The following is a 13,258-nucleotide window of genomic DNA, read 5'->3' on the forward strand; positions in this document are numbered from 1 at the left end:
CGGCAGGTTCTGTGCCTGCGCAGCCAGTTCCCACTCTTGTCTTCAGTCTACGTCAGGGCTTGCCCGTCACGGAAGGGCTGAACACCATCAGGCTGAGAATTTCAAACAGCATCTGCGCGCCGGCCTGGGCCGTGTTGCTGGTCGGATCATACTGCGGCGCGACCTCCACCACGTCGCCCCCGACAAGGTTCAGCCCCTTCAGGCCGCGAATGAGTTCCAGGACTTCACGCGTCGTCAGGCCGCCGATCTCGGGGGTACCGGTTCCCGGAGCAAACCCCGGATCGAGGCTGTCGATGTCGAAGGACAGATAGGTCGGACCCTCGCCGACCACCGCCCGCGCCTTCTCAATGATAGCCGGGATCCCGAGTCCAGGCACCTCTTCTGCATGAATGACCGTCATGCCGGACGCATAGGAAAACTCCCAGATATATTCCGCTGCACCGCGAATACCGATCTGGATCGTCCGAGTAGGATCCAGCACCCCGTCCAGCACCGCGTTTCTGAACGGGCCCGCATGATGGAACTTGCTATGGTCAAAGGGGCCGCTCGTGTCGCAATGGGCGTCGATATGGATCATTCCCACCGGCGCGCGTCGACCCACTGCCTTCAGGATGGACTGGCTGATGGAGTGATCGCCGCCAACCGCGAGCGGCACCACGCCCGCATTGACGATCTGGGTGAAGCGCTTCTCGATGTCCTGGTGGCACATTTCAAGGTCGTAGCGGCTGCGCAGCGGCACGTCGCCGATATCTGCAACGCGAAGATCGAACACCGGCGCCGTCTTCAGGACGTGATTATATGGGCCAATCCGCTCTATCGCCCGCAAGGCGCGCGGCCCGAAACGCGATCCGGGCCGGTTCGTTACGCCCAGATCCATCGGCACCCCGGTTATGGCCACCTGCAAGTCACCAAGTTCGGGATTTTCCGCATCCACCTGCCTGAATGGAGCAGAAAGAAATGTCGGGACGCCGGCATAGGGGGCGATCCTGCTCCCGCTCTTCGAGAAGATCTTTTCCCCCACCTTGCGAAAGTCCGGGTCATAGAGATCGCCCCCGTGCCCGCTCCCGTATTTCTCCCGCAGTTCCTTCAGCTTTTCGTCGTTCAGGGCCATAGATCCGACCGCTCCCCATGTGCCTATTTTTGGTTCCAGCGAACGTGTCGCCTCTGTTTTCATCATTATCGGCAAAGAGTAGCTGGAAATGCAATTGACAATGTTCTAGCAGAAGCTGTGAGGAAAATTCACACACAGGAGACAAAGATGAACGGCCGTCTGCCGCCGCTCAACCCGCTTCGCGCCTTCGAGGCAACGGCGCGCCTCGGCTCGGTATCGGCTGCCGCCCGGGAACTGCGGGTGACCCATGGCGCAGTGAGCCATCAGCTGAAAGCGCTGGAGGAGGCGCTGGACACCGCTCTCTTCGAACGCGGCGGGAAGCGCATGAAGCTCACGGCCGCCGGCGCCCTCCTGTTGCCGGCCGTCACCCAGGCCTTCAGCGGGATTGCCGCGGCAACTGCCCAGATGCAGCGGCCGGCGACGAGGGGAAGCCTCTCCATCACCTGCGTCCCGGCTCTCCTGTCGTTCTGGATCGTCCCACGGCTGTCTTCGTTTACGGACCAGTATCCCGACCTGACCCTGAAGCTTGCGGCATCCAATGACCCCCGCCACCTCCATTCATCGGATGTGGATGTCTGCGTCCTATACGGCGACGGCAATTGGCCGGATGCCTGGACACGGCTCTGGAGCAATCTGCAGCTCTTTCCCGTGGCCAGCCCCACCCTGCTCAACAGCCGGCCGCTGCGGTCGATGAGAGACCTGGAAGACCATGTTCTTCTGCATGGCGATACCGACGGCCGGGAATGGAACACGTGGCTGGCTGCGGCCGACGGTGCGGACATTCCCCGACGCCGACAGCATTTCATGGGCGATGCACGCTTCTCCACGGAGGCAGCGCTCCAGGGACAGGGTGTCGCGCTGGGCGATACGATAACCGCGGCAAAACTCATCGCAGAAGGCGAACTCCTGGTCCCCTTCGATCTCAGCGTGCCCGCGAACGACGCATTCTATGTTGCCTGCCGCCACGAAATGCGCGCCGCCCCCATCGTCCGCGTCTTCATCGATTGGCTTTTTGCGTCGCTCGAAGCAGACCGGCTGCCGGAGCCGTCCACCCTCGGTCGAACTCTGCTGCGGAGCAAGGCGGGAGGTAGGACTTAAACGGGTGGCTATCATATTAGCCATTCGACGATGGCATTTGAGAAGCCGCCGTCGCGGGCGAGTCTGGCGGACCGACACTTGCCTCTCCCTTGATCACGTCGCGTACATAACCGAGGCATCCCGCCTATTACTTCATCAAGAAATAAAGATCAGAAATTCTACTTGCAAATATCGATCAGGTCGCGACAAATACTCCGAGGGAGTACTTCGTGGATACATTCGACGAGATGCGTCTGGGCGACCAGATCAGGCCACCTTACAACGCCTATGCCAGTTGGTTCGAGCGGCAGGATGCCGAACGACTGAGGATAAAATCAGAGGACGCCGAGAAAGTCTTCCGACGCACTGGCATCACCTTTGCCGTTTATGGTGATCCCGAAGCCGCGGAAAGGCTGATCCCATTCGACATCGTGCCACGTATCCTGTCCGGCAAGGAGTGGCGGCTTCTGGTGCAAGGCATTGAGCAGAGGGTTCGAGCGCTCAACGCATTCCTGTACGATATCTATCACCGGCAAGAAATACTAAAAGCCGGCCGCATCCCGACCGATCTGATCGCCAGGAACAAGGCCTTCGTGCCGGAAATGATCGGCGTGCGACCGCCGGGCGGCGTCTACACTCACATCATCGGTGTGGACATCGTCCGTACCGGCGAAGACGAATTCTACGTGCTCGAGGACAATGCGCGCACCCCTTCGGGCGTCTCCTACATGCTGGAAAACCGGGAGACGATGATGCAGCTCTTCCCAGAGCTGTTCCAGAAGATCAGGGTCTTGCCCGTGGAAAACTACCCGCAGCTCCTGCGGGATTCGCTTGCCGCCGCCAGGCCGGACGGGTGCAAGGGCAGCCCGACGCTTGCGGTGCTGACACCCGGCAGCTTCAATTCCGCCTATTTCGAGCATGCTTTTCTTGCCGACCAGATGGGTGTTGAACTCGTGGAGGGGCAGGATCTGCGTGTTGTCGACGGCCGCGTCGCTATGCGGACCACCCAGGGATACAAGACGATCGACGTGCTCTACCGTCGGCTCGATGATGACTACCTGGACCCACTGACATTCAAGCCGGATTCGATCCTCGGCGTTCCCGGCATCATGGATGTCTTCCGTGCCGGCAACGTGGCGATCGCCAATGCCCCCGGTACCAGCATTGCGGACGACAAGGCTATTTATTCCTACATGCCTGAAATCGTCGAGTTCTATACCGGCCGCAAGGCCATTCTCCGCAACGTCCCGACATGGCGCTGTGCGGACCCCGAGAGCCTCTCCTACGTCCTCGACAATCTCGAGGAACTCGTGGTCAAGGAGGTGCATGGATCGGGCGGCTACGGAATGCTCGTTGGCCCCGCCGCTTCGAAGGAGGAGCGAGAGGCCTTTGCCGCCAAGTTGAGAGCCTTCCCGTCCAACTACATCGCCCAGCCAACATTGGCGCTGTCGACCTGTCCTGTGCTGACTGAAAAGGGATTGGCACCGCGCCACGTCGACCTGCGGCCCTTCGTGCTGGTGTCGGACCAGATCAAGATCGTGCCTGGCGGGCTCACCCGAGTGGCCCTCAAGGAGGGGTCGCTCGTGGTCAACTCTTCTCAGGGAGGAGGAACCAAGGACACATGGGTGCTTGATGACTAGCTCTCCCAAGACGATGCGACGGGGCTGACCATGCTGCTGGGGCGCACCGCAAATGGTCTATACTGGATGAGCCGCTATATAGAGCGGGCAGAGAACATGGCCCGCCTGATCGACACCGGCCTCAGGCTCGCCTTGACGCAGACCTCTGCCGCCGCCGATGAATGGATGTCGGTGATGCGCAGCGCAGGCGTAAGCCAGGCATTCGATGAGAGCGTAGGATCTTATGACGCCGATGCGGTCATCGACTTCCTGTTGCGCGACCCGAGAAATCCCTCCAGCGTCATGACCTGCATGGAAAACGCCCGGCAGAACGGACGAATGGTCCGCACCGCACTTACCCGCGAGGTCTGGGAGAGTGTCAATGAAGCGTGGATGGCGCTTCGTCGCCTGCTGAGGCATCCGGTCGACGAGCGTGAACTGCCACAGGTTCTGGAGATCATCAAGCGCGAAACGGCGCTTATCCGGGGGTCGTTCCAAGGCACGATGCTGCGCAATGACATCTTCGACTTTGCTAGGCTTGGAACGATGATTGAAAGGGCTGACAACACGGCCCGCATCCTCGATGTGAAGTACTACGTCCTGCTTCCCTCCGTCCACTGGGTCGGGACGTCGCTGGACAATCACCAGTGGCACGCAATCCTGCGCTCCGTCTCCGCACAGCGTTCCTTCCGCTGGAGCTACGGCGACTACACTGCTGCGAATATCGCCGACTATCTGATTTTGAACCGTCGACTGCCGCGATCGCTCGCCTACTGCTATCTCGGCATCAATGACGCGCTTGGCTTTCTCGCGGACGAGTACGACGTGCGGCATCGCTGCCATGATATTGCGCAGGCGCAGTCGAAGAAGCTGCGGGAGCTTTCGATCGCGGATATCTTCGAGACTGGGCTCCACGAGTTCCTGTCGGACTTCATCAGGGCCAATGCGAGACTGGGCGACCAAATCATGACCGATTACCGCTTTCACTGAGGCCCGCCATGCTGCTCAGGATCACCCACAGCACCGAGTACCACTACGACGCGCCGCTGATCTATTCGCTTCAGCGCCTTCGGTTGGTACCGCGATCCTCTGCATTGCAGACCGTGATCGACTGGAATATTTCCATGGACGGCGCCAAGGTGGAAGTGACCTACGACGATTCTTTCGGCAATACGACCTCGCTTCTGAGCGTCGACGGGGAACCGCACCGGATCGCGATCCATGCCTCGGGAACCGTGGAGACCATCGACAACCACGGCATACTTGGCATCCACCGTGGACTGGCGCCGCTCTGGCTGTTCAGGCAACCGACGGACCTCTCCCGGCCGGGGCCAGCAACGGAGGCGGTCGTGGCTCTTGTCCCGGTCGGTAGCGATCTTGAGCGGCTTCACGAACTGATGCGACTGGTGGGGGAGCGGGTTGCTTATACGATCGGAGCTACTGACGCGGTGACCACGGCCGAAGAAGCACTCGCCAAGGGTCAGGGCGTCTGCCAGGACCATTCCCACGTCTTCATTGCAGCAGCGAGGCTCATGGGGTTCCCTGCTCGGTATGTCAGCGGCTACCTGAACCTTGACGCGATCGACGCGCAGACGGCCACCCATGCATGGGCTGAGGCGCATGTGGAAGGCTTGGGCTGGATCGGGTTTGACTGCTCCAACGGCATATCGCCGGATGAGCGGTATGTTCGCATCGCCTGTGGCCGCGACTATCGGGATGCAATGCCGGTGATGGGGATCAGACTGGGCCAGGCTGAAGAACATCTTGCGGTTCGGCTCACGGTCGAGCAGTAATCGTCCCGAAAGGCGAGTCACTCTCGCCGCCAGGAAGGCCAGCCTGATGACATATTGCGTGGGACTGAAGATAGGCAGCGGACTTGTTTTCATGTCCGATACCCGCACCAATGCGGGTGTGGACAATATCTCGACCTTCCGCAAGATGAAGGTCTGGGAGCGACCGGACGAACGCGTCATCGTGCTGTTATCGGCGGGCAACCTTGCCACCACCCAGGCGGTTGCAAGCCTCCTCGACGAACGCAGCAAGGCGCCGGAAGACCGCACGCCGTCTATTCTGGCCACCCCATCCATGTTTCAGACAGCCCGCCTCGTTGGCGATACGCTGAAGGAGGTGATCCGTCAGGCTGCAATCGGCGGCCAAAGCGCCGACGCCTTCGGCGCCAGCTTCATTCTCGGCGGCCAGATCCGCGGCGGCGAGCCGCGCCTCTTTCTCATCTATCCGGAAGGCAATTTCATCGAATCCGGGCCCGACACTCCGTTCTTCCAGATTGGCGAGACTAAATACGGCAAGCCTATCCTCATTCGCGCTCATGAGATGGACCTGAGCTTCGAGGAAACGGCCAAACTGCTTCTTGTCTCCTTCGATTCGACGGTGAAATCGAACCTCTCCGTCGGCCTGCCCCTCGACCTTCTCTGCTACCCCGCCGACAGCTTCAAGGTCGGGCATCAGAAACGCATCGAACAGGATGATCCTTGCTTTCGGGCAATCTCAGACGGATGGTCGCAAGCACTCAGATCAGCGTTCAAAAGCCTACCGGACTTCGAGTTCTAGGCACATCTGAAGGCAGCGCAGCCGGGAAAGGGCGCGGCTACGAAACGTCGTGCCCACCGGGAGCCCACGGAGCCACCTTCTTCTCCAGGAACGCCATGATGCCTGCCCGCGCCTCCGGCCCTTCCCAGGTGTCGGCCAGGCGCCGGATGGTATCGTCGATCACGGTTTCATCGATGCGAGGCCCAAGGCTGCGTACCAGTTTCTTAGCGGCCGCCACTGCACCGGGAGCGACCAGCAGATAGGGCTGGATCTCGGCTTCGACGGCATCATCAAGCTCGACGTTCGGCACGGCGCGGGCCACGATACCGAGTGCCGCGGCTTCATCAGCGTCGAAAAGCCGGGCCGACATGAAGACGCGACGCGCATTTCCCTCACCCATCCGCGCCACGACATAGGGACCTATGGTGGCCGGGATCAGCCCAAGCCGCGTCTCCGTCAGTCCGAACCGCGTGGCAGTTTCCGCAATCGCCACGTCGCAGACGCAGGTCAGGCCCACGCCGCCCCCGAACGCCCCACCATGGATGCGGCCGATCAGCGGCTTCGGCACGGTGTTCAGCGCGTTCAGCATGAGTGCTAGCTTGCGCGCCTCCCGTATGCGGGTTGCCCGGTCCGCTTCGATCTGCGCCTTCATCCAGGTCAAGTCACCGCCCGCGCAGAAGACCTCGCCCGCGCCGGAAAGGACAACGGCACGGACGGCTGGATCGGCGCCCAAGGTACCAGCCATCCGCGTCAGATCCTCGATCATCTGCGCCGACAGACTGTTGCGCTTGTCGGGCCGGTTGAGGCTGACATAGGCGACACCTCGGTCGTCAACCCGCACGTCCAGCGTTTTATAACTCATCCCACTTTCCTCAACTTGCGTGCGAACACAACTGCCTCGGCCAGGCGTTCCCGATCAATACCGGTGCCGAACCCCAGCGACTCCACCAGTTCAACCACCGCCTCGGTGGCAACATTACCCTTGGCACCCGGGGCGTAGGGGCATCCGCCGAGCCCGCCCGCTGACGCATCGAAGGTGCGAAGCCCGCGATCAAGGCTGACGCGGATATTGTCGAGGGCTCGTCCTCCGGTGTCATGATAGTGCCCCGCCAGCCGATTGGCGGGGACAGAAGTCAGAACCGTATCGAGCATGCGAGCGACCGTGTCCGGCGTCCCCGCCCCGATCGTATCCCCCAGACTGATTTCATGGCAGCCCATGGCGACCAGCTTCGCCGCAACCTCCGCCACCCTGCCCGGATCAGTCGGACCGTCGAAGGGGCAATCCGTGACGCAGGATATGTAACCACGGAGCGGTACCGCTGCCGCGCGTGCAGCTTCAGCCACGGGGCCGAAGCGCTCGAGGCTCTCTGCAACCGAACAGTTGATGTTGGCACGGCTGAAGCCTTCGGACGCCGAGGCGAAGATGGCAACCTCATCCGCACCGGCAGCCTCCGCCGCCTCGAAGCCGCGAAGGTTGGGCGTCAAGGCAGCATAGGAGACGCCCTTTCGGCGCTCGATGCGCGTCATCACATCGGCCGCATCCGCCATCTGCGGCACCCATTTCGCACTGACAAAGCTTGTCACCTCGATCCGGGTGAAGCCGCATGCGCTTAGCAGGTTTACGAGCCGGACCTTGTCGGCCGTCGCGATCATTGCCAGCTCGTTCTGCAGCCCGTCCCGCGGCGCCACCTCGAAGATCGTCACGTGATCACTCATCCTGCGGCTCCAGCGCCAGCAGCAACGTCCCGTTGGTAACCTGGTCGCCCTCTGCCGCCAGGACTTCCGAGACAACTCCGTCGCGCGGTGCAAACAGGGTGTGTTCCATCTTCATCGCCTCAAGGACAAGCAGGGCCTCGCCTTTGGTGACGGATGCACCCGGCCTTCCGTAAACTGCCCTGACAAGTCCGGGCATGGGTGCGGTGATCGTGTCACCTGCGGCCTGCCCCTCATCCACATCCGTAAGTGCATCAGCCAGGCCGAACGAGAAACTGCGCCCGCTGACAAACACCGAGACGCGATCGGTTTCACGCACGATATCGGCATTGAACTGGTGGCCATCCGTCTCCACCCGGACGGCGGGGCCGCCGAGAACCATCACGTTCAACATCGCGGTTTCCCCCATGACCGAGACAGTGAATCGTCCTTGGCCAAGGCTCGTCACCTGCGCCTCGATGCACCTGTCGCCGCCTTCCAGGTGCACGAACTGCCGCGCATCCGACCAGTGTCGCCAGCCTACGAGACTATCCCATGGATCGGAACCTTGCTCTGCACGCAGCAGGTTCAGGCCACCAAGCGCCGCCAGTGCCAGAACGTCGAGCGATGGCTCCGAGGCAGGCATCAGTTCGGCCATGTCGCGTGCGATGAGGCCGGTCTCGACCTCGCCCCGGCGGAATCCTTCGTGTCGCGAGAGCGCCGCCAGGAACTCGACATTCGTGACCGAGCCGACAATCCGGCAGCCTTCCAGCGCAGAGGAAAGCATGTTCAGCGCTGCCGAGCGCGTCGGTCCGTGGACGATGACCTTCGCGATCATCGGGTCGTACCATGGGCTGATTTCATCCCCTTGCCGCACACCGGAGTCGATGCGGACGGAACCTACTTCGAATGCGGTTGCCGCCGGGAAATGCAGATGGCGGAGTTCTCCGGTCGCAGGAAGGAACCCTTTGGGCACGTCTTCGGCATAGACCCGCGCTTCGAAGGCCCAGCCATTGATCGCCAGATCGTCCTGCCTTACCGGCAGCGGCTCACCCGCAGCGACCCGGAGCTGCAGCTCGACGAAATCAAGCCCGGTGATGGCTTCGGAGACGGGATGCTCCACCTGAAGCCTCGTGTTCATCTCCATGAACCAGAAACCGTCTCCCCGCAACGGGCCAGATCCGTCGACGATGAACTCCACAGTACCGGCGCCCGTGTAGCCGATTGCCGTGGCGGCCTCGACTGCGGCCCTGCCCATCGCCTCGCGAACGGCTGCAGGCATGCCCGGCGCCGGGGCCTCCTCGATCACCTTCTGGTGGCGGCGCTGGAGCGAACAGTCTCGTTCGAAGAGATGGATGACATTGCCGTGGCCGTCTCCAAAGACCTGGATCTCGATATGGCGGGGATGCGTGATGTATTTTTCGATCAGGCAGGTCGGGTCGCCGAAACTGGCCTGCCCTTCCCGCCGTGCGCCTGCCAGGGCTTCCATGAAGTGGGCGGGCTGCTCGACAAGGCGCATGCCCTTGCCGCCGCCGCCGGCGCGGGCCTTGATCAGCACCGGATAGCCGATCTTGCTCGCCTCCTCCGCAAGAAATTGCGGGTCCTGATTTTCACCGTGATAGCCCGGAACAACAGGAACCCCGGCGTCTGCCATCAGCGCCTTGGCCGCATCTTTAAGGCCCATGGTGCGGATCGCCGAGGCCGGAGGACCGATGAAAACGAGACCTGCCGCCTCGACTGCCTCGACGAAATCGGGATTCTCCGACAGGAAGCCGTAGCCGGGATGGATGGCCTGCGCCCCGGTACGAAGCGCCGCCTCGATGATCTTCTGGCCCTGGAGATAGCTTTCGGCAACCGCCGCCGGCCCGATGCGCACGGCCTCGTCGGCCATCGCCACATGCTTCGCCCGCACGTCGGCATCGGAATAGATGGCAACGGTCTTTATTCCCATGCGGGCAGCGGTTGTGATGACACGGCAAGCGATCTCGCCCCGGTTCGCGATCAGGATCTTCTGAAACATTGCCCTGCCCTCACATACGGAACACGCCGAAGCGTGTGTCTTCGATGGGTGCGTTCAGAGCCGCCGACAGCGACAGCGCGAGAACCTCCCGTGTCTTTCGCGGATCCACGATGCCGTCGTCCCAGAGCCTTGCCGCGGCATAGAGCGGATGCGACTGCCGCTCGAACATCTCGATCGTCGGCCGCTTGAACTCGGTCTCCTCCTCCGCCGACCAAGTCTTTCCCGATCGCTCCAGCGCTTGGCGCCTCACCGTCGCCAGAACACCTGCCGCCTGCTCGCCACCCATCACGGAAATGCGCGAGTTCGGCCAGGTCCACAGGAAGCGGGGACTGTAGGCGCGACCGCACATGCCGTAGTTGCCGGCTCCGAACGAGCCACCGACCAGCATGGTAATCTTGGGGACCTTCGTTGTCGCCACCGCCGTGACGAGCTTGGCCCCGTCCTTCGCAATCCCGCCCGCCTCGTAGTTGCGACCGACCATGAAGCCGGTGATGTTCTGCAGGAACACCAGCGGGATCTTCCGTTGCGAGCAAAGCTCGACGAAATGAGCGCCTTTCAGGGCGCTCTCGGAAAACAGTACGCCGTTATTGGCGACAATCCCCACCGGCATACCCATGACATGCGCAAATCCGCAGACCAGAGTGGTGCCGTAGCGGGCCTTGAACTCGTCGAAGCGGGAGCCGTCCACCACGCGGGCAATCACCTCTCGGATGTCGTAGGGCGTGCGCAGGTCGGCGGGAACGATACCGAGGATTTCCTCCGGGTCATATAGAGGAGCCTCCACCGGTGCGAGATCCAGTTGCCGGGGCTTTGTCAGGTTGAGGTTGGCGACTGCCCGCCGCGCGAGAGCGAGTGCATGGCCATCGTCCCGGGCAAGGTAGTCAGCCACGCCCGACAGCCGGGTATGCACGTCGCCGCCGCCGAGATCCTCCGCCGATACGACCTCCCCCGTCGCAGCCTTGACCAGCGGCGGGCCCGCCAGGAAGATCGTGCCCTGCTCGCGGACGATGATGGTCACGTCCGACATAGCCGGCACATAGGCACCACCTGCCGTACAGGATCCCATCACAACCGCGATCTGCGCGATGCCCTTGGCCGACATGTTGGCCTGATTGAAGAAGATGCGGCCGAAATGGTCGCGATCCGGGAAAACCTCGTCCTGCTGGGGCAGGTTCGCCCCGCCTGAATCGACGAGGTATACGCAGGGCAGGCAGTTGGCCTCGGCGATCTCCTGGGCGCGAAGATGCTTCTTGACCGTCATCGGATAATAGGTGCCGCCTTTGACGGTAGCATCATTGCAGACGATCATCACCTCGCGGCCAGACACGCGGCCGACGCCGGCCACCAGCCCCGCCGACGGCGACGCGCCGTCGTAGAGACCATGTGCAGCGAACATTCCAATTTCCAGGAACGGCGATCCGGGATCGAGAAGCCTCGCCACACGATCCCGTGGCAGGATCTTGCCGCGCGCCACGTGACGCTCCCGCGACTGCTGACCGCCACCATCAACGGCAAGCGCTGCAGCCTGATGGACCGTTTCCATCGCGGCCTGATGAGCCTTGACATTCGCGGCGAATGTGTCGGAACGGGTCGAGAGTGACGAAATCAATACTGCCATTCCGGACGCGGCTCCCCTCGCTGGTGTCAAGACAGGCGCACGGGAAACGGCGCCGTGTCACGGTGAACTTATTCGCCGCCTCGATCCCAGTCCACAAATGATGGCCGGTATGGTCGCCTCGACGGAGGCCTGTTGCGACATTGTTATCTGAGGAATGAGCTCAGAAGAAGTGGGTGTCATAAGCTCGCTCATGAATGAGCCGAAACTCCGCGGATGTCTTATCCGACGCTTCCTATAGCCAAATAGCAATCCCTCCGTCGGCCATGCGGTGCCTCTTGGACCCGCGCGCGCGACAAGACTTAGGTCTTAGCGGCTGTACGACTGAAGCCTCAGGCGGGGAACAGGGTGCCGGAGTGGATGTTCCGTTTGCAGCTTTGGCGAATATCGACCGAAGCATGGTAAACCCAGGAGGAACCCCATGAAACTTGTGACCCCACTTGCACTTGCGACGGCGCTGCTCGCCGGGACCGCCCTTTCAGCCTACGCCCAAACCAGCAGCACCGTCGGCACCGGCGGCACCAGCGCGGGCGGCGGGACGTCCAGCAGTACTGTCGGCACAGGCGGCAGCTCCGCCGGAAGCACGGATTGCGCTCCTGGGGCTACCGATTGCGACGCTGGCTCTGCCTCCACTCTTGGAACCGGAGGATCGTCGGCAGGAGGTGGCACTTCCAGCAGCTCGGTTGGCACGGGCGGTTCTGCGGCAGGCTCTGGTGACGGCGCCGGATCGGCGTCCACCCTCGGCACAGGCGGCACCTCTGCGGGAGGCGGTACGTCCAGCAGTTCTGTCGGCATAGGCGGTTCCGCGGCCGGATCCGCTGAGGGCGCTGGCTCTGCCTCAACCCTTGGCACTGGTGGAACCTCTGCTGGCGACGGCCAGTCGAGCAGCTCCGTCGGGACCGGTGGATCCGCTGCCGGCTCAGCCAGCGGCGCCGGCTCGGCTTCGACCCTCGGGACAGGCGGCACCAGCGCTGGCGGCGGTACCTCCAGCAGTTCCGTTGGGACTGCCGGCAGTGCCGCTGGCGCAGCACAGGACGACGTCAGCAACAAGGACTGCCCTCCGGGCCAGGCCAAGAAGAACGACGGCACCTGCTAACGTGTCTCAGGTTGGCTCCGGTAGACGGAGCCAACCTTTCAGGAGGAGATCATGAAGCTTTTGAGCAGACTATCGAGCCAGCCGCTCGCCTTACCGCTCATCTTGTTCGGCGGTATTGCCGTGGCGGCGACGACGGAGCGGGTGACGCTGGAAGATGGAAGCACATGCACCATCATCCACAGCGATGACAGCGAGGCGAAGGCTACAAGTGGGTTATCCTCGTCCGTGACCGCGGGCGGCGGAAAGGTCACGTCATCGACAACCGTCAATGGGCAAACCAGCACGACTACATCAGGCACCGGATCATCGACATCCTCCACTGCCGGGTCATCGTTTTCAAGCGGTGCGTCGGCGTCGAGTTCCAGTTCTGCCGGCGGTCAGTCCTTATCCACCGCAAGTGTTGTCCAGCCGGACGGCACAGTTATCACCCGTCGGTCGGATGGTACGTGCGACATCACGAAACCCGCAAAGTGAAAGGCAT

The 13,258-nt window shown here is 62.2% G+C and carries 11 protein-coding genes and 1 pseudogene; 7 read left to right on the forward strand and 5 right to left on the reverse strand.

The annotated features are described in order from the left end of the window. Positions 1 to 52: 52 nt before the first annotated feature. Entirely contained in the window at positions 53 to 1,111 is a 1,059-nt protein-coding gene (speB, locus tag ACEPP2_RS10820; RefSeq protein WP_395516599.1) for an agmatinase, read from the reverse strand. A gap of 147 nt (positions 1,112 to 1,258) precedes the next feature. Between speB and ACEPP2_RS10825 the strand changes: the two genes are divergently transcribed. The 5 genes from ACEPP2_RS10825 to ACEPP2_RS10845 all read left to right on the forward strand — a co-directional run bounded on the left by ACEPP2_RS10825 (position 1,259) and on the right by ACEPP2_RS10845 (position 6,375). After that, positions 1,259 to 2,209, forward strand: coding sequence for a LysR substrate-binding domain-containing protein (locus tag ACEPP2_RS10825; protein WP_152339304.1), 951 nt, complete (start codon positions 1,259 to 1,261; stop codon positions 2,207 to 2,209). 209 nt (positions 2,210 to 2,418) lie between these two features. Then, positions 2,419 to 3,828, forward strand: coding sequence for a circularly permuted type 2 ATP-grasp protein (locus tag ACEPP2_RS10830; protein WP_395516600.1), 1,410 nt, complete (start codon positions 2,419 to 2,421; stop codon positions 3,826 to 3,828). A gap of 30 nt (positions 3,829 to 3,858) precedes the next feature. Next, the gene (locus tag ACEPP2_RS10835) at positions 3,859 to 4,797 is read left to right on the forward strand and encodes an alpha-E domain-containing protein (protein WP_077545823.1); all 939 of its coding nucleotides are present in this window, start codon (positions 3,859 to 3,861) and stop codon (positions 4,795 to 4,797) included. An 8-nt stretch (positions 4,798 to 4,805) separates the two neighbouring features. Continuing rightward, positions 4,806 to 5,600, forward strand: a complete 795-nt coding sequence (locus tag ACEPP2_RS10840; protein WP_395516601.1) for a transglutaminase family protein — start codon at positions 4,806 to 4,808, stop codon at positions 5,598 to 5,600. Between the two features lie 46 nt (positions 5,601 to 5,646). Continuing rightward, on the forward strand, positions 5,647 to 6,375 hold the full coding sequence (locus ACEPP2_RS10845; protein ID WP_077545821.1) for a proteasome-type protease: 729 nt from the start codon (positions 5,647 to 5,649) through the stop codon (positions 6,373 to 6,375). A gap of 37 nt (positions 6,376 to 6,412) precedes the next feature. On the opposite strand, the gene ACEPP2_RS10850 is transcribed toward ACEPP2_RS10845, so the two are convergent. Genes ACEPP2_RS10850 through ACEPP2_RS10865 form a run of 4 tightly spaced genes read right to left on the reverse strand, consistent with a single transcriptional unit; the run spans position 6,413 to position 11,684 of the window. Next, positions 6,413 to 7,216, reverse strand: a complete 804-nt coding sequence (locus ACEPP2_RS10850) for a crotonase/enoyl-CoA hydratase family protein (protein ID WP_395516602.1) — start codon at positions 7,214 to 7,216, stop codon at positions 6,413 to 6,415. After that, on the reverse strand, positions 7,213 to 8,070 hold the full coding sequence (locus tag ACEPP2_RS10855) for a hydroxymethylglutaryl-CoA lyase (protein WP_077545819.1): 858 nt from the start codon (positions 8,068 to 8,070) through the stop codon (positions 7,213 to 7,215). Before ACEPP2_RS10855 ends, ACEPP2_RS10850 begins: the two co-directional genes overlap by 4 nt. Further along, positions 8,063 to 10,066 (reverse strand): ATP-binding protein, encoded by a 2,004-nt coding sequence (locus ACEPP2_RS10860; RefSeq protein WP_395516603.1) that lies wholly within the window; start codon positions 10,064 to 10,066, stop codon positions 8,063 to 8,065. The genes ACEPP2_RS10855 and ACEPP2_RS10860 overlap by 8 nt, the downstream gene beginning before the upstream one ends. 10 nt (positions 10,067 to 10,076) lie before the next feature. Beyond that, positions 10,077 to 11,684, reverse strand: a complete 1,608-nt coding sequence (locus ACEPP2_RS10865) for a carboxyl transferase domain-containing protein (RefSeq protein ID WP_152338445.1) — start codon at positions 11,682 to 11,684, stop codon at positions 10,077 to 10,079. A gap of 418 nt (positions 11,685 to 12,102) precedes the next feature. Between ACEPP2_RS10865 and ACEPP2_RS10870 the strand changes: the two are divergent. Further along, positions 12,103 to 12,567, forward strand: a pseudogene (locus ACEPP2_RS10870) (hypothetical protein); the annotation flags it as partial. 261 nt (positions 12,568 to 12,828) lie between these two features. Beyond that, positions 12,829 to 13,251 carry a hypothetical protein gene (locus ACEPP2_RS10875; protein ID WP_395516604.1) on the forward strand — a complete coding sequence of 141 codons (423 nt, stop codon included), beginning with the start codon at positions 12,829 to 12,831 and terminating at the stop codon, positions 13,249 to 13,251. The last annotated feature ends 7 nt before the right edge of the window (positions 13,252 to 13,258 follow it).

The organism is Pseudorhizobium flavum, assembly GCF_044142885.1.
Classification (GTDB): domain Bacteria; phylum Pseudomonadota; class Alphaproteobacteria; order Rhizobiales; family Rhizobiaceae; genus Neorhizobium; species Neorhizobium flavum.

What these genes read in the sequence shown, in the direction of transcription:
- speB (WP_395516599.1), bottom strand. Translation starts at nt 1,111, where the DNA reads ATGGCCCTGAACGACGAAAAGCTGAAGGAACTGCGGGAGAAATACGGG.
- ACEPP2_RS10825 (WP_152339304.1), top strand. Translation starts at nt 1,259, where the DNA reads ATGAACGGCCGTCTGCCGCCGCTCAACCCGCTTCGCGCCTTCGAGGCA.
- ACEPP2_RS10835 (WP_077545823.1), top strand. Translation starts at nt 3,859, where the DNA reads ATGCTGCTGGGGCGCACCGCAAATGGTCTATACTGGATGAGCCGCTAT.
- ACEPP2_RS10840 (WP_395516601.1), top strand. Translation starts at nt 4,806, where the DNA reads ATGCTGCTCAGGATCACCCACAGCACCGAGTACCACTACGACGCGCCG.
- ACEPP2_RS10845 (WP_077545821.1), top strand. Translation starts at nt 5,647, where the DNA reads ATGACATATTGCGTGGGACTGAAGATAGGCAGCGGACTTGTTTTCATG.
- ACEPP2_RS10850 (WP_395516602.1), bottom strand. Translation starts at nt 7,216, where the DNA reads ATGAGTTATAAAACGCTGGACGTGCGGGTTGACGACCGAGGTGTCGCC.
- ACEPP2_RS10855 (WP_077545819.1), bottom strand. Translation starts at nt 8,070, where the DNA reads ATGAGTGATCACGTGACGATCTTCGAGGTGGCGCCGCGGGACGGGCTG.
- ACEPP2_RS10860 (WP_395516603.1), bottom strand. Translation starts at nt 10,066, where the DNA reads ATGTTTCAGAAGATCCTGATCGCGAACCGGGGCGAGATCGCTTGCCGT.
- ACEPP2_RS10865 (WP_152338445.1), bottom strand. Translation starts at nt 11,684, where the DNA reads ATGGCAGTATTGATTTCGTCACTCTCGACCCGTTCCGACACATTCGCC.
- ACEPP2_RS10875 (WP_395516604.1), top strand. Translation starts at nt 12,829, where the DNA reads ATGAAGCTTTTGAGCAGACTATCGAGCCAGCCGCTCGCCTTACCGCTC.